Origin of the sequence: Xanthomonas sp. NCPPB 3583 (assembly GCF_041475715.2) — a bacterium.
GTDB classification, from domain to species: domain Bacteria; phylum Pseudomonadota; class Gammaproteobacteria; order Xanthomonadales; family Xanthomonadaceae; genus Xanthomonas; species Xanthomonas euvesicatoria.
On the sequence record NZ_CM191263.1, the window covers coordinates 2,834,500 to 2,861,072 of the forward strand.

General features: G+C 65.4%; 15 protein-coding genes. 9 read left to right on the forward strand and 6 right to left on the reverse strand.

All coding sequences use genetic code 11. The features are described 5' to 3' along the window. Positions 1 to 5 precede the first annotated feature (5 nt). Together ACCQ07_RS12535 and ACCQ07_RS12540 are read left to right on the forward strand one after the other, a co-directional pair. On the forward strand, positions 6 to 1,304 hold the full coding sequence (locus ACCQ07_RS12535) for a diguanylate cyclase (protein ID WP_011347797.1): 1,299 nt from the start codon (positions 6 to 8) through the stop codon (positions 1,302 to 1,304). A gap of 129 nt (positions 1,305 to 1,433) precedes the next feature. Further along, complete coding sequence (locus ACCQ07_RS12540; protein WP_005915313.1) at positions 1,434 to 1,895, forward strand: bacteriohemerythrin; 462 nt, start codon at positions 1,434 to 1,436, stop codon at positions 1,893 to 1,895. Between the two features lie 119 nt (positions 1,896 to 2,014). On the opposite strand, the gene ACCQ07_RS12545 is transcribed toward ACCQ07_RS12540, so the two are convergent. The 5 genes from ACCQ07_RS12545 to ACCQ07_RS12565 all read right to left on the reverse strand — a co-directional run bounded on the left by ACCQ07_RS12545 (position 2,015) and on the right by ACCQ07_RS12565 (position 8,828). Further along, positions 2,015 to 3,295, reverse strand: a complete 1,281-nt coding sequence (locus ACCQ07_RS12545) for an MFS transporter (protein ID WP_218540137.1) — start codon at positions 3,293 to 3,295, stop codon at positions 2,015 to 2,017. A gap of 388 nt (positions 3,296 to 3,683) precedes the next feature. Further along, positions 3,684 to 3,962 (reverse strand): hypothetical protein, encoded by a 279-nt coding sequence (locus ACCQ07_RS12550; RefSeq protein ID WP_008571346.1) that lies wholly within the window; start codon positions 3,960 to 3,962, stop codon positions 3,684 to 3,686. Further along, positions 3,952 to 6,300 (reverse strand): FdhF/YdeP family oxidoreductase, encoded by a 2,349-nt coding sequence (locus tag ACCQ07_RS12555; RefSeq protein WP_136732660.1) that lies wholly within the window; start codon positions 6,298 to 6,300, stop codon positions 3,952 to 3,954. The genes ACCQ07_RS12550 and ACCQ07_RS12555 overlap by 11 nt, the downstream gene beginning before the upstream one ends. After that, positions 6,297 to 7,142, reverse strand: a complete 846-nt coding sequence (gene fdhD / locus ACCQ07_RS12560) for a formate dehydrogenase accessory sulfurtransferase FdhD (protein WP_136732661.1) — start codon at positions 7,140 to 7,142, stop codon at positions 6,297 to 6,299. The genes ACCQ07_RS12555 and fdhD overlap by 4 nt, the downstream gene beginning before the upstream one ends. Before the next feature lie 6 nt (positions 7,143 to 7,148). After that, the gene (locus tag ACCQ07_RS12565) at positions 7,149 to 8,828 is read right to left on the reverse strand and encodes an OFA family MFS transporter (protein WP_008571350.1); all 1,680 of its coding nucleotides are present in this window, start codon (positions 8,826 to 8,828) and stop codon (positions 7,149 to 7,151) included. A 515-nt stretch (positions 8,829 to 9,343) separates the two neighbouring features. On the opposite strand from ACCQ07_RS12565, the gene aptA reads away from it, so the two are divergent. The 6 genes from aptA to ACCQ07_RS12595 all read left to right on the forward strand — a co-directional run bounded on the left by aptA (position 9,344) and on the right by ACCQ07_RS12595 (position 20,388). Next, complete coding sequence (gene aptA, locus ACCQ07_RS12570; protein WP_372363369.1) at positions 9,344 to 10,708, forward strand: omega-aminotransferase AptA; 1,365 nt, start codon at positions 9,344 to 9,346, stop codon at positions 10,706 to 10,708. A 134-nt stretch (positions 10,709 to 10,842) separates the two neighbouring features. After that, the gene (locus tag ACCQ07_RS12575; RefSeq protein WP_136732663.1) at positions 10,843 to 11,697 is read left to right on the forward strand and encodes a plasmid replication/partition related protein; all 855 of its coding nucleotides are present in this window, start codon (positions 10,843 to 10,845) and stop codon (positions 11,695 to 11,697) included. Between the two features lie 231 nt (positions 11,698 to 11,928). After that, complete coding sequence (locus tag ACCQ07_RS12580; protein ID WP_014090415.1) at positions 11,929 to 13,233, forward strand: DUF445 domain-containing protein; 1,305 nt, start codon at positions 11,929 to 11,931, stop codon at positions 13,231 to 13,233. A 143-nt stretch (positions 13,234 to 13,376) separates the two neighbouring features. Further along, entirely contained in the window at positions 13,377 to 17,471 is a 4,095-nt protein-coding gene (locus ACCQ07_RS12585) for a CHASE domain-containing hybrid sensor histidine kinase/response regulator (protein WP_372363371.1), read from the forward strand. A 30-nt stretch (positions 17,472 to 17,501) separates the two neighbouring features. Beyond that, on the forward strand, positions 17,502 to 18,488 hold the full coding sequence (locus tag ACCQ07_RS12590; RefSeq protein ID WP_008571357.1) for an HD-GYP domain-containing protein: 987 nt from the start codon (positions 17,502 to 17,504) through the stop codon (positions 18,486 to 18,488). A 472-nt stretch (positions 18,489 to 18,960) separates the two neighbouring features. Continuing rightward, on the forward strand, positions 18,961 to 20,388 hold the full coding sequence (locus ACCQ07_RS12595) for a DHA2 family efflux MFS transporter permease subunit (protein ID WP_372363372.1): 1,428 nt from the start codon (positions 18,961 to 18,963) through the stop codon (positions 20,386 to 20,388). Between the two features lie 229 nt (positions 20,389 to 20,617). On the opposite strand, the gene ACCQ07_RS12600 is transcribed toward ACCQ07_RS12595, so the two are convergent. Beyond that, positions 20,618 to 25,627, reverse strand: coding sequence for an NAD-glutamate dehydrogenase (locus ACCQ07_RS12600; RefSeq protein WP_008571359.1), 5,010 nt, complete (start codon positions 25,625 to 25,627; stop codon positions 20,618 to 20,620). Positions 25,628 to 25,905: 278 nt separating this feature from the next. Here ACCQ07_RS12600 and ACCQ07_RS12605 point away from each other — a divergent pair, with 278 nt between their 5' ends. Then, positions 25,906 to 26,565 carry a TetR/AcrR family transcriptional regulator gene (locus tag ACCQ07_RS12605; RefSeq protein ID WP_008571360.1) on the forward strand — a complete coding sequence of 220 codons (660 nt, stop codon included), beginning with the start codon at positions 25,906 to 25,908 and terminating at the stop codon, positions 26,563 to 26,565. The last annotated feature ends 8 nt before the right edge of the window (positions 26,566 to 26,573 follow it).

Sequence of the window (26,573 nt, forward strand, 5' to 3'; positions counted from 1 at the left end):
AGCCGATGTCCCCAGGTACCCTACATCGCAATAGTGAAAGTGCAGTCCTGCCGCAGCGCGTGCTGTTGGTGGAGAACTCGCGCACGTTCACCAGCATGCTGCGCGAAGCCATCGAGCAACGCGTGGAACTCCCGGTCACGGTCGTCTCGACCCTGGCCGAAGCCGCGCGCGTGCTCGACGAAGAGGACGGCTGGTTCCTGGTCCTCACCGGCCTGGTACTGGTGGACGGCGACCGCGACAAGGTTGTGGAATTCTTTCTCTCGCGCAAACTGCCCACCGTGGTGGTCAGCGGCGTGTACGACGAAGACCTGCGCCAGCGCGTGCTGCAGCAGCAGATCATCGATTACGTGCTGAAAAATGCACCGGGCAGCATCGAATACCTGGCATGGCTGGTGCAGCGCCTGGAGCGCAATCGCCGGATCGCCGCCCTGGTGGTGGACGACTCGCTGTCGGCACGCACCTATGCCGGCGCGCTGCTGTCGATGTACGGCTACCGCGTGGTGCTGGCGGCCGACGGTGCCGCCGGGCTGGACGCGATCGAACGCGACCCCGGCATCCGCCTGACCATCGTCGACCAGGAAATGCCTGGGATGGATGGCGTGGAATTCACCCGCCGGCTGCGCGCGATCCGCTCGCGCGACAAGGTGGCGGTGATCGGCATTTCCGGCAATAGCGATTCGTCGTTGATTCCGCGTTTCCTGAAGAACGGCGCCAACGACTTCCTGCGCAAACCCTTCTCGCGCGAAGAATTCTTCTGCCGCGTATCGCAAAACGTGGACCAGTTGGAACTGATCGGCACGCTGCAGGATCTGGCCACCCGCGACTTCCTCACCGGCCTGCCCAACCGGCGCTACTTTCTGGAACAAAGCCAGCGCGTCATTCCCAAGCTGCTGTTGCAGGACCAGACGGTGACCGCCGCGATGGTGGATATCGACCATTTCAAGCACATCAACGACACCTGGGGCCACGAAGCCGGCGACCAGGCGTTGCGTGCGGTGGCCGCTTCGGTGTCCGGGCATGCGCGGCCGCAAGACCTGGTCGCACGCTTCGGCGGCGAAGAGTTCTGCCTGCTGGTGCCCGGGCTGGATGCGGCCAATGCCACCAGCTATTTCGAAACCCTGCGCGAACGCATCAGCGCCCTGCGCGTGCGCGTGGGAGACGAGACGTTGAGCATGACGGTGAGCATCGGCGTATGCATCGCCAGCGAAAGCGACCAATCGCTGCATTACCTGCTGAACGAAGCGGACAAGCACCTGTATCTGGCCAAGGCCGGCGGCCGTAACCAGGTGCGTCTGGCAAGCTGATCCAGCGTCGCCTGCAGGCCCAAGCGACGCGTGCGGATGACGCGCCTGCCGACATGCCTTGATCCAGATCAACGCACTGCCGGCGCGCGCGGCTTACCGTATGCCCATCGCATTGGGCAAGGTACTTCGATGGCACTGCTGGTCTGGCAGGACGACCTCAACACCGGGATCGAGGTCATCGATCATCAACACCGGCGCATTGTGGACATGATCAATCAGCTGCATGTTGCGCAGACCAGTCTGCAGCAACTGGCAGTGGCGGAGGTGATCGACGAACTGATCGATTACACGCTCTCGCACTTCGCCTTCGAAGAAGAACTGATGCAGGAAGCCGGCTATCCCTTCAGCCAGGCGCACCAGCGCGTGCATGCGGTGTTCGGCAAGCGTGTCGGCGAATACCGCCTGCGCTTCCAGGCCGGCGAAGACGTCAGCGACGAACTGCGCAACATGCTCTCACGCTGGCTGTTCAACCATATTCGCGGTGACGATCAGGCCTACGCACCGCAGGTGATCGCACACCTGGACCGGTTTTCGCGCACCCATCAGCATGGTGGCTGGCTGGGCCGCACGCTCAAGCGGATCTTCGGCTAGCAGCCAGATCAACGCCTCGGCTCTGCAGCAGCGCACCGAAGCGCGCACGCCATCGCGTCATCGTGGGCCGCCGCGTTGCTGCACGATCGCAGACTCCATCAACCGTTGCGATCTGCCGCTCAGCGACGCCAGCGCCGCGCCACGACCAGCGCCATCAGGCTCAGCACGGCCGCCCCGCCCAGGTAATACCCTACCGATTGCACGCCGTAACTGGCCGCCAGTTGCGTGGCCACGTAGGGCGCCGGCGCCGCGCCCAGGATGCTGGCCAGATTGAACGACAGCGATGCGCCGGTGTAGCGCACCTCGGTGGGATACAGCTCGGCCAGCAACGTGCCGCAGGGACCATAGGTCAGGCCCATGAAGAAAAATCCCAGCGACAGGAACGCCAGCACCTGCAACGGGTGACTGGCCTGAAACAGCGGCGCAAACGCCAGGCCGAATGCCACGATGGCGATGCTGGCCAGCATCATCGCCAGCGGCGCGCCGTGCCGGTCGCCAAACTTGGCCGACAGCGGAATGCCGAGCGCAAAAAAAACGATGCCGGCCATCTGCAACAACAGGAATTGTTCCTTGTCGTAGCCCAGCGTCTTGGTGCCATAGCCGAGCGCGAACACCGTCATCAGATAAAACAGCACGAAGGTGGCGAACGCGCCCAGCGTGCCGACGATCAGCGCCGGCCAATGCTGCGCGACCACGGTGCCCAGCGGCAACCTGACACGCGTCTTGCGGTCCAGCGTCTTCTGGAAATCCGGCGTCTCGGTGATGCTCAGGCGCACCCACAGCCCCGTCAGGACCAGCAATGCACTGGCCAGAAACGGCACGCGCCATCCCCACTGCATGAACTGCACATCGTCCAGCACTGCGCCCATGCCCAGAAAGGTGCCGGTGGACAACAAGAACCCCAGCGGCGCGCCCAGTTGCGGAAACATGCCGTACCACACCCGCTTGCCCGGCGGCGCGTTCTCGGTGGCCAGCAGCACCGCCCCGCCCCACTCGCCGCCCAGGCCCAACCCCTGGCCGAAGCGGCATAACGCCAGCAACGCAGGCGCAAACACGCCGATCTGCGCGTAACTGGGCAGCAGGCCGATGGCCACGGTGGACAAACCCATCGTCAGCAGCGCTGCCACCAGCGTGGCCTTGCGCCCTACCCGGTCGCCGAAGTGACCGAACACCGCCGAGCCCACCGGCCGCGCAACAAACGCGACCGCAAAGGTCGCCAACGACTGCAGCATCGCCGCACTGCCATCGCCGGCGGGAAAGAACAGCGTGGGAAACACCAGCACTGCGGCGGTGGCGTAGATATAGAAATCGAAGAACTCGATGGTGGTGCCGATCAGGCTGGCGAATAGCACGCGCGCAGGTGAATTGGTGGGTGCGGCAAGCGGCGCAGCGGCAGTCATGGTTGATCGGCATCCGGGAAGCAAGACGGCCGATTCTGGCAGATCGCGGCACTGCTTTGCGCAGGCCAGGCGGGAGCAAAAAGTTGCAGGCGTGACCGACGGTGCTGTGGATCGCGCCCGACTCGTCTTGGAGCAGACGCGTTCGCAGAGGAGAGGTGTCCGGCAACGCGTAGCCGGAGATCGTCAACTGCTCAGCCTGCAAGGTGCGAGGTCTTGGCGTTTGCTGCAGGCCCTTGCGCGCCCACCATCGCAGGACACGCCGCAGGTACGCACTTGTAGGCTCCGTGGCGGGCACCCATGCCGCCAAGGGTCCCGCGACGATGGGCCGGCAAGGACCAGTTGAGTTGGTCGGTCTGCAGAGCTTTCAATCAAGCAGCGGGAAGCTCGCTCAACCGCCCTGCAACGTTTGCGCAGCTGATCGCTGCGCATGCTCGGCCAAACCAACCGGCGTCAGTACTGCAAACTGCCGCTCGCCGCGATCTTCCACGCGCACCCAATCCGGACCCGGCTGGCCGTCCAGGTTCGCCGTCCCCAACCAGGCGAGCGTGCGCAGCAGCACGCTCATGCGCACGCCCAGGTGCTTGCATAGCCGGGCCAGCGACACGCCATCGGGCGCGTCGGCAAGCGCATGCAACAGCTGTACGGTGAGCTGTGGATCAGCGGACAAGCACCGCTCCGATATCGCGCGGCGCCGCATCGGCGGTTTCGGCGCGGTGCGGCAGCACGATGACCGGAATCGACTTGGAGGTCGGCGTACGCGCCTCGTCGGCGAAACTGGACAACGGCACCAGCGCATTGGTTTCCGGGTAGTACGCGGCCAGGCAGCCACGCGGGATGTTGTAGTCCACCAACAGGAAACGCCGCGCCTCGCGGCGCACGCCGTCCTCGCACAGGCTTTCCAGGTCCACCCAATCGCCGGCCTTCATGTTCAACGCCGCGATATCCGCCCCATTGATGAACAGCACGCGGCGCTCGCCGAACACACCGCGATAGCGGTCGTCCAACCCATAGATGGTGGTGTTGTATTGATCGTGCGAACGCGTGGTGGCCAGCGTAAACACCATCTGATCGCCACGCGAACGCCTCGCACGATGGATCGGGTTGTCGGTGGGCACCGCATGCGACTTGAACACCGCACGCTGCTCAGGTGTGACCCAGTTGCGGTCGCGCGCGGTATTGGACAGGCGGAAGCCGCCCGGCGTACGCACGCGTTCGTTGAACCCGGCAAAGTCCGGAAACACCTGCGCGATGAGATCGCGCACGCGGTCGTAATCGCCCACCAGCCAGCGCCAGCGAATCGCGCTGCGTGCGCCCAGCGTGGCTTCGGCCATGCGCGCCACGATCGCCGGTTCCGACAGCAGGTCCGGCGAGGCCGGCGGATTGATGCCGGCCGACAGGTGCACCATGCTCATCGAATCCTCCACCGTCACGCCTTGTGCGCCGGCATCCTGGATGTCGATCTCGGTGCGCCCCAGACACGGCAGGATCAACGCATCGCGCCCATGCACCAGGTGGCTGCGATTGAGCTTGGTGGTGACATGCACGGTCAATTCGCAGTTGCGCAACGCGCGGTGCGTGGCATCGGTATCCGGCGTAGCGGCAGCAAAATTGCCGCCCATCGCGAAGAACACCTTGCCCCGCCCATCCAGCATCGCCTCGATCGCACCCACGGTATCGAACCCGTCTGCGCGCGGGGGCGCGAAACCGAACACCGATTGCAGCTTGTCCAGGAACGCGGCCGGCGGCTTTTCATAGATCATCATCGTGCGGTCGCCCTGCACGTTGCTGTGCCCGCGCACCGGGCAGACACCCGCGCCGGGCCGGCCCAGGTTGCCGCGCAGCAGCAGCAGGTTGGTGATCATGTGGATGGTCGCCACCGAATGCTTGTGCTGGGTGATGCCCATGCCCCAGCAGGCAATCACGCGCTCGGCATTGAGATAGATCTCGCCGGCCTTGCGCAGCGCGGTTTCGTCCAGCCCGGATTCTTCGACGATGGTGTCCCAGCGCTCCGCGTGCACGTCGGCAGCGAACGCCTCGAAATTGGCGGTGTGCGCCTGGATGAAATCCAGGTCCAGCAAGCGCGGCGTGCCATCGCGCTGCGCCTGCGCATCGCGCTCCAGCACGTGCTTGATGATGCCCTTCACCGCAGCCAGGTCGCCGCCGATCTTGAGCTGGAAATAATCCGAAGCGATGCGCGTGGAGCCGTTGTGCAACATCTCCAGCTTGTCCTGCGGGTCGGCGAACTTTTCCAGCCCGCGCTCGCGCAGCGGGTTGAACGCCGCAATCGCCGCACCGCGCTTGGACGCCTGACGCAATTCGCCCAGCATGCGCGGATGATTGGTGCCCGGGTTCTGCCCGAAGATGAAGATGGCGTCGGCCAGCTCGAAATCGTGCAGCGACACCGTGCCCTTGCCCACGCCGATCTGCGACCGCAGCGCGGTGCCGGAGGGCTCATGGCACATGTTGGAGCAATCGGGGAAATTGTTGGTGCCGAACTCGCGCACGAACAACTGATACAGGAACGCTGCCTCGTTGCTGGTGCGCCCGGAGGTGTAGAAGATCGCCTCATCCGGCGTTGCCAGGCCATTGAGATGCCGCGCGATCTGCGCAAAGGCATCGTCCCAGCTCACCGGCACGTAGTGGTCGGTCGCAGCGTCGTAGCGCATCGGGTGGGTCAGGCGACCCTGCCCTTCCAACCAGTAATCGCTGTATTGCGACAGCAGGCTGACGGTGTGCGAAGCGAACAGCTCCGGCCCGGCGCGACGTGCGGTGGACTCGGCCGCCACGGCCTTGGCGCCGTTTTCGCAGAATTCGAACGTGGACGTGTGGTCGCGATCCGGCCAGGCACAACCGGGGCAGTCGAAACCGTCCGGCTGGTTGGCGTGCAGCAGCGTCTTGGCGCCCTGCACGGCGATGTCCTGTTCCATCAGGTGCTTGGCCACCGAGCGCAATGCGCCCCAGCCGCCCGCGGGATTGTCGTATTGCTTGATGGTTTTCTTGCTCATGCGGGCTCTCCCACCGCAATGCCCAGATCCAGGCGCTGCGGATGGCTGTAAACGACACAATCGTGATCGCGGGCAAACCCGATCAGGGTCAGTCCCGCACTCTCGGCCAGGCTGATCGCCAGCGCCGTTGGCGCCGAAATCGCTGCGAGCAGCGGAATTCGGGCCTGCGCGGCTTTCATGGCCATTTCGTAACTGGCGCGGCTGGTGACCACCGCGAACCCGAGCGATGCATCGATGCGCGCGCGCGCCAATGCACCGATCAATTTATCCAACGCGTTATGCCGGCCCACGTCTTCGCGGACCAGCTGCACATTGCCCTGCGCATCGGCCCAGGCAGCCGCGTGCACGGCGCCGGTCTGCGCGGCGATGGGCTGCCGTGCATGCAGCGCATCCAGCGCATGCGCCAAGGCATCCACGTCGATCTGCAGCGACGAGTGCAGCACCGGCGGCACACGCAGCACCGCTTCGATGGACTCGTTGCCGCACACCCCGCACCCGCTGCGCCCGTCCAGATTGCGGCGCCGTTGGTCCAACGCGGCTGCGCGCTCGGGCGGGATTTCTATTTGCAGCGAAGCGCCTTCCAGAAACGTCTCCACCGCGATCACGCGCAAGTCCTGCGCGTGATCGACGATGCCTTCGCTCAACGAGAACCCCAGTGCGAAATCCTCCAGGTCCTCCGGCGTGGCCATCATCACCGCGAACGGCACGCCGTTGTAGATGAAGGCGACCGGCATTTCGGCCGCCACCATGTCCTGCACCGTGGCGCTGCGGCCGCCGCGATGGCGACGGACCGTGCGTACCACACTGCCCGGACGCACGGAGCGGGAAGACGGACTGGTCATCTCACCTCAATGGAACAGCACGAAGGCTTTTTGCAGCGTGACCCAGATACCGAACAGCATCGGGATACCCACCGCCAGCCAGGCAAACGCGACCAGCGCGGGGTTGCCGCCATGACCGATGCGCGCCATTTGTTCCGGTGGAATCGTGCCGTGCCCGGTGCGGTCGACCTTTTCGTGCGCCAGCTGCTTTTCGCGTGCCAGTTCGTCGGGCGTCATGAAGTGACGTGCGGCCACCGGGCGCACCAACAGATTGCAGATCAGGCCGAGCACGAGCATGCCGGCAAGGATGTACATGGTGGTGTTGTAGACCTGTGACGGCGGGCTGCCGTGCGCCAGCTGGTACTCGCGCATGTAACCCACCACCACCGGACCCAGGATGCCGGCGGTTGCCCAGGCAGTCAGCAGCCGGCCGTGGATGGCGCCGACCATCTGGGTACCGAACAGGTCGGCCAGATACGCCGGAATGGTGGCGAAACCGCCGCCGTACATCGACAGGATGATGCAGAAGATGCCCGCAAACAGCGCGATGCCGCCAATACCGCCAGCCGACGGCGCCGCTGCATACAGGCAGATGCCCAGCACGAAGAACAGCGTGTAGGTGTTCTTGCGGCCGAGCTTGTCGGACATGCTGGCCCAGAAGAACCGGCCGCCGATGTTGAACAGGCTGAGCAGACCGGTGAAGCCGGCCGCGATGGCCGCGATGCTGGCCAGCTGGGTGGGATCCAGGCTGGCGAAGCCCACATCCACGCCGATCAGACGGCCGCCGAACACTTCCTGCAACATCGGCGAGGACATGCCGATCACGCCGATGCCGGCCGAGACGTTCAGGCACAGCACGCCCCACAGCAACCAGAACTGCGGGATGCCCCAGACCTTTTTCACGTGCACGTGGTTGGCGGTGATCATGGCGTTGCTGCTGGCCACCGGCGCGGTCCAGCCGGCCGGGGTCCAGCCGCTCGGCGGCACGCGGTAACCGAACGCGCCGGCCATCATGAAGACGAAGTACAGCGCCGCCATCACCAGGAAGGTTTCCATCACGCCCACCGAGGTGGGGGTCGCGAAATGGCGCATCAGCGCATCGGCCAAGGGGCTGCCGATCATCGCGCCGCCGCCAAAGCCCATGATCGCCATGCCCGTCGCCATACCGCGTCGGTCCGGGAACCACTTGATCAGCGTCGACACCGGCGAGATGTAGCCCAACCCCAGGCCGATGCCGCCGATCACGCCCGAGCCCAGCCACAGCATCCAGATCTGATGGAAGTGGATGCCGACTGCCGAGATCACCAGCCCGCCGCACCAGCACAGCGCCGAGACCACGCCGGCCTTGCGCGGGCCGGCCCGTTCCAGCCAGCCGCCCCAGATCGCTGCCGAGCACCCCAGCAGCACGAAGAACAGCGTGTACATCCACTGCAGCTCGCTGATCTTCCAGTCGCAGGTGGTGGCCACCATGCGTGCGAACAGGCCCATATCGGCCGGGCATGCGATCGACTCGGTGATGCCCAGCGCCTTGGACAACGGCAGCCAGAACACGCTGAAGCCGTAGGCCATGCCGATGCACAGGTGGATCGCCAGTGCTGCCGGCGGTACCAACCAACGATTGAACCCCGGCCGCGCAATGATGCGCTCCTTGGACAGTAAACCGGCGTCTGCGCCGCTGGCTGTCGCCACGGTGGACCCTTGCGTCATTCTCATTTCCCCCAAAAAACCAACGATGAACTGCGAAAACACGGCTGACAGGACTACCACCAACGCCTGGCGGGCGATGGCGACGTCCTGTCGGCCGTTCCGAATACGATTGATAGCTGCAATCAAATAACGCGTTGCGATATGGGCAGCGACACCGACCAGGCCCAACTGGCGGTCGTCTGGCGCATCATCGGCGATCCCTGCCTGTTTGCAATGCTTGCCAGCGCCCTGCAGTGTTGCAAAGCGCCGCCCATGCCCATGTCACGTAAGCGTGCCTTGGTGTTAGCGGCCGCAGCTGCGACTAATTGACTAGTCTGTCTGCACTTCGCCAACCGCGTCGCGAAACCCGTCCCCGCGCCTGCTGCACGCGCAGCGCTGTGGCGGGTGCCGGCATCATCCGGTCCTGGTGTCGCTCGACCGGAATACGCACGATGCGCCTGCTACTCCTGTGCGCCTGCCGGCCTGTCAGGTGACGGCCGAGGCGCCAGCTGCGTACAGTCGGGCGATCCTGCACGATGGAGCCTGCCATGCCCCTCCACCTTCCCAGCGATGCCGCCGATGCGCTGCAGGCACCGACGCAGCTGGATGCCTTCTGGATGCCGTTCACCGCCAATCGCCAGTTCAAGGCACGGCCTCGCCTGCTGGCCTCGGCGCAGGGCATGCATTACCGCGATGTCCACGGCCGCCAGATTCTGGACGGCACGGCAGGCCTGTGGTGCTGCAATGCAGGACATGGCCGCGAGCGCATCGTGGCCGCCATTCGCGAACAGGCCGGCACGCTGGATTTCGCGCCGACCTTCCAGATGGGCTCGCCGCTGCCCTTCGTACTGGCGCAGCGGCTGGCCGCAATCGCCCCGCCCGGCTTGGGCCATGTGTTCTTCACCAACTCCGGCTCGGAGGCGGTGGATAGCGCGATGAAGATCGTGCTGGCCTACCACCGGTTGCGCGGCGAAGGCCAGCGCACCCGTTTTATCGGCCGCGAAAAGGCTTACCACGGGGTCGGCTTCGGCGGCATGTCGATCGGCGGCCTGCCCAACAACCGCAAGTGGTTCGGCCCGCTGCTGTCCGGTACCGATCATCTGCGGCACACGCTGGATCTGCAGCGCAACGCCTATGCGCGTGGATTGCCCGCACACGGCGCGGAGCTGGCCGACGATCTGGAACGGCTGATCACCCTGCACGATGCATCCACCATCGCCGCAGTGTTCGTCGAACCGGTGTCCGGTTCGGCCGGCGTGATCCTGCCGCCGGAAGGTTACCTGCAGCGGTTGCGCGCCATTTGCGACCGCCACGGCATCGTGCTGGTGTTCGACGAGGTGATCACCGGCTTCGGCCGCGTGGGCAACGCATTCGCCGCGCAGCGCTTCTGCGTCACCCCGGACATCATCACCGCCGCCAAGGGCCTGACCAGCGGCACCGTGCCGATGGGCGCGGTGCTGGTGGCCGATGCGATCTTTGATGCCTTCATGCACGGGCCGCAAAACGCGATCGAGCTCTTTCACGGCTATACCTATTCCGGCCACCCGCTGGCCTGTGCAGCGGCGATTGCCACGCTGGACACCTATGCCGAGGAAGAGCTGTTCACGCGCGCGATCACGCTGGGCCCGCAGTGGGAAGACGCACTGCACGGCCTGCGCGGCTCGCCGCATGTGATCGACATCCGCAACATCGGCCTGATCGGCGCGATCGAGCTGGCACCACGCGACGGCGCCCCGGGCGCGCGCGGTTACGAGGTCTTCGAGCGCTGTTTCCACGAGGGCGGCCTGCTGGTGCGCGTCACCGGCGATGTCATCGCACTGTCACCGCCGCTGATCGTCACCCCGGAGCAGATCGGGCAGATGGTGGAGACGCTGGGCAAGATGCTTCGCCAGGTGGACTAGGCTCGGCTGGCCATAGGCAACGACCGCAACGTCGGCGACGGGCGCCCGCGTGTCACGCATGCAGGCAGCCGTCAAGCGCGCAAAGCCGGGGCCGGCTCACTACAATGCCCGCCCCGTCTTCCAGCAGTTGCCGTATGAACATCGTTGTCAAAGAAGAACTCAAGGCCTATATCGACCCGCTGACGCCCGACGAGCACGAGGCGCTGGAACGCAGCCTGCTGGCCGAAGGCTGCCGCGATGCCTTGGTGCTGTGGGGCGATGTGCTGGTGGACGGCCACAACCGCTACGGTATCTGCCAGAAACACGGGCTGCCGTTCCAGACGGTGCAGAACCCGCGCTTCCAGTCCATGCAGGACGTGCACCTGTGGATGATCGAACAGCACCTGGGCCGGCGCAGCGTGTCCGACTTCCAGCGTGGCGTACTGGCGTTGCGCAAGCGCGAGATCCTGGCCGCACGCCAACGCAGCCAGCGCGACGCCGACGCCGCAGCCGAAGCGCCGGCGGTGGCCGGCGACCAGCCGGACACTGGCCTGGAGCAGAGCAGCACGCACACCGCCGACGACACCGACAGCCCGCCGTGGGACGAAACCTCTACCCCGGTCAGCCGTGCCGAGCTGGCCCGCGAAGCGCGCCTGAGCAGCAACCAGGTGGTGATGATCGAACGCATCCATAAACAGGCCGCGCCGGAAGTGGTGCAGGCGGTCAAGGCGGGCGAGATTTCGATCAGCGCCGCCGCTGCGGTGGCCACGCTGTCGGAGGACGAACAACGCGCCGCCGCGCAGGCCGGCAAGGCCGAGCTCAAACAGGCCGCCAAGCGTGTACGCGATGCCAAGCGCAAACCCAAGGCCGACGAGGCCGAAGGTGGCGAAGCCGAACGCCGCGACATCAAGGCCCTGCAGCGCCGCGTCACCGAACTGGAAAACGAGAATGCCGCGCTGCAATCGAAGGTGACCGCACTGCAGGCGCAGCTGGAACGCCTGCGCAGCTGAGTGCACCCGACAGTCGACAGCAACACGTAGGAGCGCACCTGTGCGCGACAGGCATTCCCGATAAAGCCCGTCGCGCCCAGGTGCGCTCCTGCGACAGCAACAGCCGCTGGGTCGCCCCAACCCAGGCGCAGCTGGAGCACAAGGCACGCAAGACGCGGCCACAACCTGCACGCGCGATGGCGCCACCTGCCGTGGACATGCCCTGGTCAAACGACTGGGTACACTTCACCGATGGAACCCAGTCTCAGCACTCCCCGTCCGATCGATCCTCGTCGTGCCCAGTTGCAGCGCATGAAGCTGTTGGCGGTGGCCTTGTTGCTGGCAATGTTCGCCGGCTTCGTCGTCAGCCACCTGATGGGCGAACACGGCATCTGGGCCTGGGTGTCGGCCTTCTGCGAAGCGGCCACGGTGGGCGCATTGGCCGACTGGTTCGCGGTGGTGGCGCTGTTCCGCCACCCGATGGGCCTGCCGATCCCGCACACCGCCATCCTGCCGCGCGGCAAGGAACGGCTGGCCGACGGGTTGGCAGTGTTCGTGCGCGACCAGTTCCTCGCCCCGGATGCGTTGATGGAAAAACTGCGGGTATTCGATCCCGCCAGCCGGCTGGGCGATTGGCTGGCCAAACCAGAGCAGGCACGCATGCTGGCGCAGATGACGCGCGGCTGGATGCTGCAGGCGCTGGAACTGCTCGACGAGGCAGCCGTCCGCCGCGCGATTCAAGGCTTCGTGGTCGACCGCCTGCGCAAATGGAACGCCGCCGCCACCATCGGCGATGTGATGGCCCTGCTCACCACCGACGGCCGCCACCAGAAGCTGCTGGATGAAGTGCTGCTGCGGCTGGGCGAATGGCTGGACCAGGAGCAGGTCAAGACGCGCGCGTCTGCATTGATCGTGCGTTACGCGCGCCGCGAATGGCCCAAGCTGGTCGGCACCGTGAATTGGGTCAAGCCGATCGAAGAGATCGGCGACAGCCTGGCCGACCGCATGGCGCGTGCGGCGATCGAAGAACTGCAGGACATCCTCAAAACGCCCGAGCATCCAATCAGGCTCGACTACGAAGCGTGGCTGCAGGGCTACATCACGCGCTTGCGCGACGAGCCGGAGATGGCCGTGCGCGTGGAAGAACTCAAGCAACGCGCCATCGAACACCCGGCACTGCAGGACTACGTGCAAGGGTTATGGGGCGAAATTCGCGACGCACTGCGCAATGACCTGGCGCGCGAACAATCGTCGATGGCCGCGCATGTGGAGCGTTCCATGCAATCGCTCGGCCGGGCCTTGTCGCAGGATCCCTCGCTGCGTGAAGCGCTCAATCAACATATGTTGCAGGCCGCCGACAAACTCACCGCGCGCTTGCGCACATCGGTCACCGACCATATTGCGTCGACGATGAAAAGTTGGGACGAACGTCACCTCGTCGAACAATTGGAATTGGGGGTGGGACGCGATCTGCAATACATTCGGTTCAATGGAACGTTGGTCGGTGGACTGATCGGACTGATTCTTCACGCGTTGTCGATCTGGCTGTCGTTTTGATGCGGGAACGTCGATCGCCCATCCGAAAATGACGTGCAGGCTTGGGGGACTGCACACAGCCGCCGGATATCGGGCGGCACCACGAGGTCGACGCAGGTCGGCCAGCACTCTGGGCACGTAACAGGCAAGGCGAAGGAACGAACATGCCGAAGGGCCGCTGGGATTTGCGCAGGACATACGGGCGTCGCGCATTCTTTGGTGCACTGCTGATTCTGAGCGCCGGCCTGGTTGCCGCCATCGTCACCGGCGTGTGGCTGCAACGGCAGAACGAGCTCGAGCGCCAGCAACGCTTCGACTACGTAGTGCGTACGCTGGCGCGCAACATCAGCGAGCGCATGTCCACCTTCGAGCATGGCTTGCGCGGCGCACGCGGTGCGGTGATCGGCGCGGGCAGCGACATCATCAGTCGAGAACGCTTCACCTTGTATAGCCGCTCGCGGGATTATCCGCGCGAGTTTCCCGGGGTGCTGGGTTACGGCTACATCCATCGGGTCGCCCCGGCCGACGAAGCCGCGTTTCTGCAGGCCGCGCGTGCCGACGGTGCGCCGGACATCCATCGCCGGCCGTTGGCGCCATGGGATGGCGAGCGTTACATGGTGCTGTATTTCGAGCCGGAATCCTCGGGCAACCGCCCGCTCGGCATCGATATCGCCTCCGAGCCGCGCCGGCGTGCCGCCGCCCTGCAGGCCGCACGCAGCGGCGAGCCGGTCATGACCTCGCCGATCTCGCTCTCCGGTTACCGCGTTCCCAGCGAAAGCGGCTTTCTGGTGCTGCTCGCGGTCTATCGGGAAGGCATGCCGTTGCAGACCCCGCAACAGCGCATGCTCGCCACCAGCGGCTGGGTGTATGCGCCTTTCAGCGTCGAGCAGATGGTGCGAAGCGCATTGGGTGAGCGCGATGACGTGGCGCTGGACCTGTCCGACCGCAATGAGCCCACCCACAATTTCTATCGCAGCGGCACGCCAGCCAGCGACAGCGCGCTGCGTCCGCCGGTGGTGCGGCTGTTGCCGATCTACGGCCGCACCTGGGTCATCACCGCCCACCCCACCGCCGGCTTCGTCGCATCGCTCAACCAGAGTTCGCCCTGGTTGATCGGCGGGCTGGTGATGGCCGCCGCGGTCCTGTTTGCCGCCCTGCTGGTGCTGTATTTCAGCAATGGGCTGCGCCGCGAGGAAGTGCTGCGCAAGCAGATGGAACTGGCCGCGCTGGTCAGCCATTCCAGCGAAGCCATCGTTGCCGAAACCCCGGATGGCCGTATCACGCACTGGAATCCGGCCGCCGAGGCGATGTTCGGTTACACGGCCGACGAGGCGATCGATCAGGACCTGACCATGCTGCTGTCGCCGCAGCCGTATGCGATGCCTGAGGTCGACCATGCCGACGCGGCACTGGCGGGCAACGCATCGGCGGCGCAGACCATGCGCCATCGCGACGGGCATCAGGTGCATGTGCTGGCCAGCAAGGCGCCGATCATCGAAAGCGAAGGCACGCTCAGCGGCCATTCGCATTTCTTCCGCGACATCTCCGACCGCGTGCGCTCGCATCAACGCATCATCGACCTCAATGCCTCGCTCGAACACCAGGTCGCCGAACGCACCAGCGAGCTGGTGAAGTTCTCGGTGCTGCAACGCGCGATCCTGGCACACGCCGGCTACGCCATCATCGCCATCGATTCCAGCGGCTTCGTCACCCTGTTCAATCCGGCCGCCGAAAAACTGTTGGGCTACAGCGCGACAGAAGTGATCGGACGACGCAAGGCCAGCCAGTTCGTCGAGCCCGAGGAACTGCAGGAGCGCGCGCACATGCTGGCCGAACAGACCGGTACGCCGGTGGCGCATACGCTGGAGGCGATCGCCGCGCTCACCAGCCTGGGTCGCAGCGACACCAGCGAGTGGACCTACGTGAGCCATGACGGGCGTCGCCTGCCGGTGCTGCTGACCTTGAGCACCCTGCGCGACGACCACGACCAGGTGATCGGCTATCTCGGCGTGGCGGTGGATCTCACCGAGCAGAAGCTGCACGAAAAACAGCTGCGCCTGGCGATGGATGCGGCCAAGAGCGCCAATCAGTCCAAATCCGATTTTCTGGCCAACATGAGCCACGAAATCCGCACGCCGATGAACGCCATCCTGGGCATGCTGTACCTGCTTCAGCGCAGCGAACTGCCCGGCGCCGCGCAGGACATGGTCGCCAAGATCGATCGTTCCGCGCGCACGTTGCTGGAGATCATCAACGACATCCTGGACTTTTCCAAGATCGAGGCCGGGCGTATCGACCTGGAATGCGCGCCGTTCGATCTGAACCAGCTGTTCGATAACATCGCCGACCTGATGCGCTCCTCGCTCAGCGCCAAACCGGTGGAAATGATCGTCGAACCCCTGCCACGCGACAGCCGTTGGCTGCTGGGCGATGCGCTGCGCATCAACCAGGTGTTGGTCAACCTGGTCGGCAATGCGATCAAGTTCACCGAACAGGGCGAAGTGGTGCTGTCGGTACGCCGCTTCCCCAGCGGCGACCCCAACAAGTTCAAGCTGCTGTTTTCGGTCCGCGACACGGGCATCGGTATTTCCAAGGAAAAGCAGAGCGTGATCTTCTCGCCGTTCCTGCAGGCCGACACGTCCACCAGTCGGCGTTACGGCGGCAGCGGCCTGGGTTTGACCATTAGCCGGCGCCTGGTCGAATTGATGGGCGGCGAACTGGAAGTGGAAAGCGTGCCCGGCCGCGGCAGCGAATTCTATTTTGTGGTGACGCTGGAAAAATCCGCGCCACCGCAGGCACAGCGCGAGTTGCCGGCCTTGCCGCCGGAAGCGATGCCGCGCGTGCTGATCGCCGACGACCACGATGCAGCGCTCAACAACCTGGTGCGCATCGCCACCGAACTTGGCTGGCGCGTGGATGCGGTGGCCAGCGGACAGGCCGCACTGCAGGCCATCGAACACGCTGCAGAGCCCTACGATATTTTCCTGCTCGACTGGCGCATGCCCGATATCGACGGGGTGGCCATCGCGCGCGAGATTCGTGCACGCGCCACGCCCGGCCCGCATCCGGTCATCGTGATGGTCACCGCCTACGAGCGCCGCCTGCTGGAGCAGCATCCCGAGCAGCAGGATCTGGATGCGGTGATGACCAAGCCGGTGACCGGCGCGGCCCTGCACCGGCTGGTCGAACAACTGCTCGAGCAACGCCCGGGTACCCGCCCTGCCACGCCGACATTCGTTGCGCGACGTCTGGAGGGCGCCCACCTGCTGCTGGTCGACGACAGCGACATCAATTGCGAAGTCGCCCAGCGCATTCTGGAGGGCGAAGGCGCCATGGTCACCGTCGCCCACGATGGCGAACAGGCAGTGAGTACGCTCAAACGCGCGCCCAACCTGTTCCACCTGGTGCTGATGGATGTGCAGATGCCGGTGGTGGACGGTTACGAGGCCACGCGCCGGTTGCGCCAGATCCCGGCCCTGGCCAGCCTGCCGGTGATCGCGCTGACCGCCGGCGCGTTCCGCCCGCAGCAGGAAAAAGCGCTGGAAGCAGGCATGAACGGCTTTATCGCCAAGCCATTCAACGTCGAAGAACTGGTCACTGCCATTCGTCATTTCCTGCAGCCGGGCACACGGCGCATTCCATCGCTTCCGCACGAGGCGCAGGCGCACGCCGGTCCCGAATGGGAATACAGCGACCCGGAACTGCTGGACGCCGCACGCGCGCGCAGCCTGTGGCGCGAGCGCGAACCCTATGCGCGCTATCTGATCAAGCTGCTGCGCGACAACCCGGACCCGGCTGAGGTAGCCGCCGAGCATCTGCGTTGCAACGAACTGCCGGCCATCGGCGCGATGGCGCACAAGCTGCGCGGCGCGGCCGGCTCGCTCGCGCTGCCGGCCCTGGCCGGTGCAGCCGGCGATCTGGAGACGCGTATCGAGGAAGGACACGACATCACCGCATCGCTGATTGCGTTGAAGGACGTCATGCAGCGCACCGCCGACGCGATCCGGGCATTCTTGCAGCATGGCGACAGCGACGTTGCCGCCGACGAGGAGGGCGTTGCGTTGGATGCAGACAGCGTGCAGATCCTGACATCGGCCTTTGCCAGCGACGATGCCGACCAGATCGACCATGCGCTGTTGATCTGTGCGCCACGCTTGTCGCGCGCACTGCAGGAAGCCCTGCAACGCGCGGTCGAAGATTTCGACTTCCGCCGCGCCGAAGCCACGTTGCGCGAGTGGCAGGCCACCCACCCGCACTGATCGCTCCCCGAGCGTCTGGCAAGGATCACCATGCCGTCCCGCCCCCTGCTCTGTGTCGACGACGAGTCCAGCAACCTGGCCACCCTGCGCCAGCTGCTGCGCGATGACTTCGCGCTGGTATTCGCCAAATCCGGCGGCGAAGCCCTGGATGCGGTCAGCCGCCACGCCCCAAAGCTGATCCTGCTGGATGTCGAATTGCCCGACATGGACGGCTATGCGGTGGCGCGCGCGCTCAAGCAGCAGCCGTCCAGCAACGCCATCCCCATCCTGTTCGTGACCTCTCGCAACAGCGAACACGACGAACGCCTCGGGCTGGAAGCGGGCGCGGCCGATTACGTCAGCAAGCCCTACTCGCCTGCGCTGCTCAAGGCACGCATCGGTACCCAGTTGAAGCTGGCCGAAAACGCACGCCTTGCCCAGCAATACCGCGAGGCGATCCATCTGCTTGGTACCGCCGGCCAGGGCCAGGACGCCGACACCGGCGCGCATATCTGGCGCATGGCGGTGTATGCACGTGTCCTGGCGGAGGCGGTGGGCTGGTCGCCGCAGCAGGCGCAGACCCTGCAGGACGCCGCCCCGTTGCACGACGCCGGCAAGATCGCAGTGCCAGGCAGCATCCTGCAAAAGCCCGATTCGCTGGACGAACACGAACGCTCGGTGGTGCGCCAGCACCCGCAAGCCGGCCATGACCTGTTGCGCCACGGCCGCGGCCCGGTGTTTCAGTTGGCAGCGGAAATCGCGCTGCATCATCACGAATGCTGGGACGGCAGCGGGTATCCGCAAGGCTTGTCGGGCGAGGCGATTCCCGAATCGGCACGCATCGTGGCGGTGGCCGACGTCTTCGATGCGCTCTGCGGACGACGCGCCTACAAGGCGCCCTGGACGGTGGAAGACGCCCTACGCAAGCTCGACAGCATGGCAGGCAAGCAACTGGAACCGCGCCTGGTGCAGCATTTCCACGACGCGTTGCCGCAGATTCTGCAGATCAAGGACGCTTGGGACAGCCCTGCGGCTTAGCGCTGATTCGGGCAGGTCAGGCAACCGCCCATTCGCGATGTCAGGTGGGCTGTCTTTCGCCTTACCCTCACCCCTCTCCCGCAGGAGAGGGGCGTTTCCCAGCCGCGATCACTGTCCGCGTGCCGCATCTTGATTCTTCTCCCTCTGGGAGAGGGTGGCGCGTCGCGCCGGATTGGGTGCGGGCAGCTCGGGGACAACCGCCCCACGATGCATCACTTCGCGCATCCCACATCGCCATCGCGCGCTCACCTCACCGCCAGCCGCGTTAGCCGCCACCTTTTGCATCACGCCAACACCCGCCAGCAAGACGCCGCGTCTGCATCCACAAGCACGCACTGTTACCCACGTGCGCTTGAACCCCGCCCCACACCAGCAGACAATACCTATGTTGCGCCGCACAACACCGTGCGACGCGGGCCGCTCCTGCTGTCGTCTGCGGCGCAGGCGGCGCGGCCCCGCAACCGAGAGTCCGATGTCCTCCAGCGTGTCCGAGGCAGGCGCTACGCCGCCGCGTTATCCCGATTACCGCATCATCTCGCTGATCCTGGCGTGCGCCATTTTCATGGAGCAGATGGATGCCACTGTGCTGGCCACCGCGCTGCCGACCCTGGCGCGCGATTTCGGCGTGGCCGCGCCGGCCATGAGCATCGCCATGACCAGCTACCTGCTGGCGCTGGCGGTGCTGATCCCGGCCAGTGGCGCCATCGCCGACCGCTTCGGCCTGCGCCGCGTGTTCGGCGCCTCCATCTGGGTATTCGTCGGTGGCTCGATCCTGTGTTCGCTGGCCGACAGCTTGCCCACCATGGTCGCCGCACGTGTGTTGCAAGGTGCGGGCGGCGCCATGATGGCCCCGCTGGGCCGGCTGATCCTGCTGCGCACGGTGGAACGACGCCACCTGGTGTCGGCCATGGCCTGGACACTGGTGCCGGCCTTCATCGGCCCGATGCTCGGCCCCCCGCTGGGCGGTTTTTTCGTCTCGTACCTGGACTGGCGCTGGATCTTCTACATCAACGTGCCGATCGGTATTGCCGGTTTCCTGCTGGTGCGGCGTTTCATTCCGGAGATTCCCACCGAATCGACGCCGGCGCGTTTCGATCTGCGCGGCTTCGTGCTGTGCGGTACCGCACTGGGCTGCCTGCTGTTCGGCCTGGAAATGGTCAGCCAGCAAAACGGCATCGGCCAAGCCAGCTGGCTGCTGGCGATCGGCGGCAGCGCTGGGTTGGGCTATCTCTGGCACGCACGTCACCACCCCGCTCCGCTGCTGGACCTGAGCTTGTTGCGCATCGCCTCGTTCCGGTTGTCGGTGATCGGCGGTGCATTGATGCGCATCACCCAGGGCGCGCAGCCGTTTCTGTTGCCGCTGCTGTTCCAGATCGGCTTCGGCATGAGCGCCGCGCATAGCGGCCGGTTGATCCTGGCCACCGCGCTCGGCGCACTGCTGATGCGCAGCATCACCCCGCAATTGCTACGTCGTTTCGGCTATCGCAACAGCCTGATCGGCAACGGCGTACTCGCCAGCCTGGGCTATATGGTGTGCGCGTTCTTCCGCCCCGATTGGCCGCCGGCATTGATGTTCGGCCTGCTGCTGTGCTGCGGCGCCTTCATGTCGTTTCAATTTGCCGCCTACAACACCATCGCCTACGAGAACGTGCCGGCCGCGCGCATGAGCCGCGCCAGCAGCCTGTATACGACCTTGCAGCAACTCATGCTCTCGGTCGGCGTGTGTGCCGGCGCGATGATCCTCAACCTGGCGATGCTGGCCGGCGGCCACGCAACGCCGCATCAGAGCGATTTCTCGCTGGCCTTTTGCATCGTCAGCCTGATTTCGCTCAGCGCCACCTGGTGGCACGTACGCTTCGACAAGCATGCCGGGCAGGAAATGAGCGGGCATCGGGCGTAAGCCGGGCCCGCCTGCAGGGCGGCCTGTGTTGGCCCTGTACTTGAGCCGCACAACATAGCGCCTGGACATCCAGCGGGCGCCGCACTCAGGACACGTGGGCGTACGCCGTGCACCATGCCCTGCACGCAAGAGGCCGCCCGGAGGCGGCCTCTGCATCGACTCAATCACGGCGCTGTCGCGACCACCACGATAGCGAAGCGTTCGCTCCGCCACCGCGGCACTAGGCCACTTACACCCCGTGCGCAGCCAGTTGGCCCAACCGCTGCACTGCCACCGACACGGTCGGGTAGTCCAGGGTCTTCTGCTCGGCGACGTCGGCGAGCATGGCCAGGGTGAAGCGCAGGCTGGAATCGTCGCGCGCCATCCAGTTGGCGACCTTGTCCTCGGCACTGCTGCCGGACATGGTCAGCACCTGGCCCACCAGCGCACGCTGATGCGCGGCCAGCTCGTCGCGCAACACGCCACGTGCCACGGCATGCCAGCGGCCGTTGACCTCCAGAGCGTCGATCTGTTCGAACAGCCACGGCAGCCGCAGCGCTTCGCCCAGGCGGAAATGCACCTTGGAAACGTCCACCGGCTTGAGCTTGCGGGTGCGTGCGGTTTCGATGATGTCGAAGGCCGGTTCCAGATACCGCAGCTCGGACAACTGCTGCGCAAGCGCCGGGGTCAGGCCCTTGTCCTGCCACTCCTGCACGCTGGCTTCGTACTGCGGGCGCTGTGCGTCCGACAGCACGCCCGACGCCACGCGGATGTCGTTGAACGGACCGTGGTAACGCTCCACCGCCGCGGTGATGCCGGGCATCTGGCCGGGGCGCAGCAGCAACCAGCGCACGAACGAGCGTTGCAGGCGCCAGATCACTTCCAGCGCGTCGATCTGCACCGACTCGGGTACCTTGCCGTCCAGGGCATCGATCTGCGTCCACAGCGCGCGCGCATCCAGCGTTTCGCGGCTGATGGTATAGGCCTTGGCGACCTCGCCGATGCTACGGCCGGTGTCTTCCTGCATGCGCATCAGGAAGGTGGCGCCCATGCGATTGATGGTGGTGTTGGTGACCGCAGTGGCGATGATCTCGCGCTTGAGGCGGTGACGCTCCATCGCATCGGCGTACTTCTTCTGCAGCGGCTGCGGGAAGTAGCGCTGCAATTCCTTGGACAGGTACGGGTCTTCGGGAATGTCCGATTCCAGCAGCTGCTGGAACGCCACCAGCTTGGAGTACGACAACAACACCGACAGCTCCGGCCGGGTCAGGCCCTGACCACGCGCCTTGCGTGCCGACAGCTCGGCATCGGAGGGCAGGAACTCGATCTGCCGGTCCAGCAGGCCCTGCAGTTCCAGCGTGCGGATGAAATGCTGCTTGGAGCCGAGCCGCTTGACGCTCATGCGCTCCATCAGGCTGATGGCCTGGTTCTGCCGGTAGTTGTCCCACAGCACCAGATCGGCCACTTCATCGGTCATCGACGCCAGCAGCTTGTTGCGCGCGTCATAGGTGAGCTTCTTGGCCTGCACCATGTCGTTGAGCAGGATCTTGATGTTGACCTCGTGATCGGAGGTGTCCACGCCGGCCGAGTTGTCGATGAAGTCGGTGTTGAGCAGCACGCCGGTCTGCGCCGCTTCGATACGACCCAGCTGGGTCAGGCCCAGGTTGCCGCCCTCGCCCACCACCTTGCAGCGCAACTCGCCACCGTTGACGCGCAGGCCGTTGTTGGCGCGGTCGCCCACATCGGCGTGCGATTCGCTGGCCGCCTTGACGTAGGTGCCGATACCGCCGTTCCAGAACAGGTCCACCGGCGCCTTGAGGATGGCGTTCATCAGCTCGTTGGGCGAGAGCTGCTTGACGTTGGCGTCCAGGCCCAGCGCTTCGCGCACCGGTGCACTGATGTCGATGGATTTGAGCGTGCGCGGATAGATGCCGCCACCGGCGCTGATCAGCTTGGCGTCGTAATCGGCCCAGCTGGAACGCGGCAACTTGAACAGGCGATCGCGCTCGGCGAAGGACACCGCTGCATCCGGGTTCGGGTCCAGGAAGATGTGGCGGTGATCGAACGCGGCCAGCAGGCGGATATGTCTTGAAAGCAGCATGCCGTTGCCGAACACGTCGCCGGACATGTCGCCGATACCGACCACGCTGAAGTCCTGGCTCTGGCAATCGCGGCCCATGGCGCGGAAGTGGCGCTTGACCGATTCCCACGCGCCGCGCGCAGTGATGCCCATGCCCTTGTGGTCGTAGCCGACCGAGCCACCGGAGGCGAACGCGTCGCCCAGCCAGAAGCCGTGGTCCAGCGCCAGGCCATTGGCGATGTCGGAGAAAGTGGCGGTGCCCTTGTCGGCCGCGACCACCAGGTACGGGTCGTCCTGGTCGTGACGCACCACCTGCGGCGGCGGCACGATCTTGCCGCCGACGATGTTGTCGGTGATGTCGAGCAGGCCCTGGATGAACAGCTTGTAGCAGGCGATGCCCTCGGCCTGGATGGCATCGCGATCACCGCCGACCGGCGAACGCTTGACGTAGAAACCACCCTTGGCACCGACCGGCACGATGACGGTGTTCTTGACCATCTGCGCCTTGACCAGGCCCAGCACCTCGGTGCGGAAATCCTCGCGACGGTCCGACCAGCGCAGGCCGCCACGCGCCACTGCGCCGAAGCGCAGATGCACGCCTTCCACGCGCGGGCCGTAGACGAAAATTTCGCGATACGGACGCGGCTTGGGCAGGTCCGGCACGCGCGCCGAATCCAGCTTGAAGCTGATGCAGTGGGGGTGCTTGCCGTTCTTGTCGGTCTGGTAGTAATTGGTGCGCAAGGTCGCATCGATCACATCGATGAAGCTGCGCAGGATGCGGTCCTCGTCCAGGCTGGAGACGCGGTCCATCAGCTTCAGCAAGGTGGCGCGGGTGGCGTCCTGCTGCGCGTTGCGATCGCCGCCACGTGCCTCCAGCACGGCGTCCAGCGCCTTGAGCGTGGCCTCGTCGCCGCCTGCCAACGCAGACAGTTCTTCGCGCAGGCGTTCCTGGCCGGCGAAGATCTGCGCCTTGGTTTCAGAGCCGGTGGACGGATCGAAGCGTGCTTCGAACAATTCCACCAGCAGGCGCGCCAGCAACGGATAGCGGGTGAAGGTGGCTTCGACGTAGGCCTGCGAGAACGGCACCGCCGTCTGCAGCAGGTATTTGCAGTAGCCGCGCAGCAAGGCCACCTGGCGCCAGTGCAGGCCGGCCGCCAGGATCAGGCGATTGAAACCGTCGTTTTCGGCATCGCCGTTCCAGATGCGCTCGAATGCCTCGCCGAAGCTGGCATCGGCGTGTGCGGCGTTGATCTTGCCGGACGTCGATTCGACCTCGAAATCCTGGATGTAGACCGGCGTGTCGCCGACCTGCAACCGATATGGCCGCTCGGAAATCACGCGCAGGCCCATGTTTTCCATCATCGGCATCGCATCGGACAGCGGAATGTCGTCGAGCTGGCGGTACAGCTTCAGGCGCAGGCCTTCGCCCGCGTCCAGACGCATGCCGTCGTCGCGACGGATTTCCTGCAGGCTCAGATGCAGGTCGTCCGGGCCATCCAGTGAGGCGAGATGCTCGACGTCGGACACCGCCGATTCGATCGAGGAATCTTCGATATAGCCGGCCGGCAGTGCGCGACCGAAGTTGGCCGCCATGCGCAGGCCGTTGGCCTCGCCATGCCGCGCAACCAATGCCTCGCGCAGGGCATCGCGCCAGTTGCGCAGCAGGTGCGCCAGCCGCGATTCGAGTTCGGTGGTGTTGAACTCCAGCGCCTCGCCGCTCTTGGGGCGCACGATCAGGTGCAGCTGCGCCAGCGGCGATTCGCCCAGCACCACGCTGGAGTCGATGTATTCGCCGTGCAGCGCATCCTTCAACAAGGCTTCGATGCGCAGGCGCACATCGGTGTTGAAGCGTTCGCGCGGGATGTACACCAGCGCCGAGATGAAACGCCCGTACTTGTCGCGGCGCAGGAACAGGCGGCTACGCACACGCTCTTGCAGCCCGAGAATACCCATCGCGGTGCGGTACAGCTCTTCTTCGTTGGACTGGAACAGCTCCTCGCGCGGCAGCGTTTCCAGGATGTGGCGCAAGGCCTTGCCGCTATGGCTGCTCGGGGTGAGCCCCGACTTGCTCATCACGTATTCGTGGCGCTGACGCACCAGCGGAATTTCCCAGGGGCGGCGGTTGTAGGCGCTGGAAGTGAACAGGCCCAGGAAGCGCTGCTCGCCGACGATGCGGCCCTTGGCGTCGAATTCCAGGATGCCGATGTAATCCATGTAACCGACCCGATGCACGCGCGAGCGTGCATTGGTCTTGGTCAGGATCAACGCATCCTTGAGCTTGGACGAGGCATTCAGGCCATGCGCGGCCAGCGTGGTCACCGGACGCGCCGGCGAGGTGTCGCGACCGCGCAGCAGACCCAGGCCGGTCTCTTCCAGCGGTGCCAGCACATCCTGGCCACCCTGCTTCTCCACCCGGTACTCGCGGTAGCCGAAGAAGGTGAAGTGGTCGGCCGCGGCCCAGCGCAGGAACTCCTGCGCCTCGTGCCGGTTGATGTCGTCGATCGGCAGGCGGCGGGTCGCCAGATCGTCGGCCAGCATGACCATGCGCTCGCGCATCGCCGACCAGTCCTGCACGATGGCGCGCACCTCGGCCAGCACCTTGCGCACGGCCGCTTCCAGCTTGGGCATTTCTTCCGGCGGCTGGCGGTCGATCTCCAGCACCATCAACGATTCGCCCTTGCCCTCGCCCACTGCGGTGAGCTTGCCGGACTTGTCGCGTGCGATGCGCAGCACCGGGTGGCCCAGCACGTGCACGCCGATGCCCAGGTCGGCCAGGGTCATGCTGACCGAATCCACCAGGAACGGCATATCGTCGTTGACGATCTGCAGCAGGGTATGCGGCGACTCGTAGCCGTGGCTCTTCAAGGTCGGGTTGAACACCCGCACGTTGACCGTGCCGGCCTTGCGCGCGCGCGCGAACTCCAGCATGTCCGATGCCAGCGCCGCCCACTGCTCCGGCGGATGGTTCGGGAATTCGTCTTCCTCCATGCGCCGGTAGAAGTCGGCGGCGAACGCCTGGACTTCGGCCTGACGGGCGGCCGGGTAGCGCTTGCGCAACGCGGCAAACACCGGCTCGAGGGTAACCGCCTGCGGTTCGGTGGCAAGCACGGGGACGGCACGTTCGGCGACCGGTTTGACCGACGTCGTGGACGATTTCGAAGCGGCTTTCTTGGCTGTCATGAGTAGAGCTGGAATGCTCGGTGGAAAACCTGAATTGTACCGGTGCGCGGTGACGACGCCTTGCTGCATAGCGCAAATGTGCGGCCCACGATCGCCCCCGGCGGCATGCAAAAGCACGACATCCATGTAGCGACGAGAACGCAGCGGCGGGAAGGCGGGGCTGGACCGCCACAACCGGCAAAGTCCGGCCAAAGGCTTGGCACACAAGGCGTTGTGCAGACAACGCTGCGGCCGTCAAGCCTGTTTAAAAACTAAACTGGACGGTATAGTCTACCGCCATGATCCCTCGTTCCCACCGTGCTGCCCGGCGTTCGGACTGCGACCGCCGCATCCATGCGGCAGTGCATGCGCTGCTTGCCGAGCGTGGCATGCGGCTGAGCATGGACGCGGTGGCCGAGCGGGCCGGCTGTTCCAAGCAGACCCTGTACAGCTACTACGGCTGCAAGGAAAACCTGCTGCGCGACGTGCTGCAGGACCACGTGCACCTGGCGGCCGGGCCGCTAGGCACGGTCTCGGGCGATCTCCGCGCAGATCTGCTGGCCTTCGCGCTGGCCCATCTTGACCGTTTGAACAACCCCGATGTGCTACAGACCTGCCGTCTGGTGGAGGCCGAGTCGCACCGGTTTCCCGACCAGTCGCAGCAGATCTTCCACGACGGCGTGGTCGGCATGCAGCAGCGCCTGGCGCATCGCTTCGAACAGGCGATCGACGCCGGCCAACTGCGGCATGACGATCCGCACTTCATGGCCGAACTGCTGCTGAGCATGATCGTCGGGCTGGATTTCGACCGCCAACGGTTTCAAGTCCCCCATCGCGCCGGCCTTCCCGCCAGGCAGCAATGGGCGCAGTTCGCCGTGGACACCTTCCTGCGTGCGTTTGCTCCGGCTCCTGCCGCGCCGACGTCGCCACCACCTTCGCTTCTCACTTCAAGACCCTAACGGAGTTC

Coding starts and splice junctions, on each gene's coding strand:
- ACCQ07_RS12535 (WP_011347797.1), top strand. CDS start 6: ATGTCCCCAGGTACCCTACATCGCAATAGTGAAAGTGCAGTCCTGCCG.
- ACCQ07_RS12540 (WP_005915313.1), top strand. CDS start 1,434: ATGGCACTGCTGGTCTGGCAGGACGACCTCAACACCGGGATCGAGGTC.
- ACCQ07_RS12545 (WP_218540137.1), bottom strand. CDS start 3,295: ATGACTGCCGCTGCGCCGCTTGCCGCACCCACCAATTCACCTGCGCGC.
- ACCQ07_RS12555 (WP_136732660.1), bottom strand. CDS start 6,300: ATGAGCAAGAAAACCATCAAGCAATACGACAATCCCGCGGGCGGCTGG.
- fdhD (WP_136732661.1), bottom strand. CDS start 7,142: ATGACCAGTCCGTCTTCCCGCTCCGTGCGTCCGGGCAGTGTGGTACGC.
- ACCQ07_RS12565 (WP_008571350.1), bottom strand. CDS start 8,828: ATGACGCAAGGGTCCACCGTGGCGACAGCCAGCGGCGCAGACGCCGGT.
- aptA (WP_372363369.1), top strand. CDS start 9,344: ATGGAGCCTGCCATGCCCCTCCACCTTCCCAGCGATGCCGCCGATGCG.
- ACCQ07_RS12575 (WP_136732663.1), top strand. CDS start 10,843: ATGAACATCGTTGTCAAAGAAGAACTCAAGGCCTATATCGACCCGCTG.
- ACCQ07_RS12580 (WP_014090415.1), top strand. CDS start 11,929: ATGGAACCCAGTCTCAGCACTCCCCGTCCGATCGATCCTCGTCGTGCC.
- ACCQ07_RS12585 (WP_372363371.1), top strand. CDS start 13,377: ATGCCGAAGGGCCGCTGGGATTTGCGCAGGACATACGGGCGTCGCGCA.
- ACCQ07_RS12590 (WP_008571357.1), top strand. CDS start 17,502: ATGCCGTCCCGCCCCCTGCTCTGTGTCGACGACGAGTCCAGCAACCTG.
- ACCQ07_RS12595 (WP_372363372.1), top strand. CDS start 18,961: ATGTCCTCCAGCGTGTCCGAGGCAGGCGCTACGCCGCCGCGTTATCCC.
- ACCQ07_RS12600 (WP_008571359.1), bottom strand. CDS start 25,627: ATGACAGCCAAGAAAGCCGCTTCGAAATCGTCCACGACGTCGGTCAAA.
- ACCQ07_RS12605 (WP_008571360.1), top strand. CDS start 25,906: ATGATCCCTCGTTCCCACCGTGCTGCCCGGCGTTCGGACTGCGACCGC.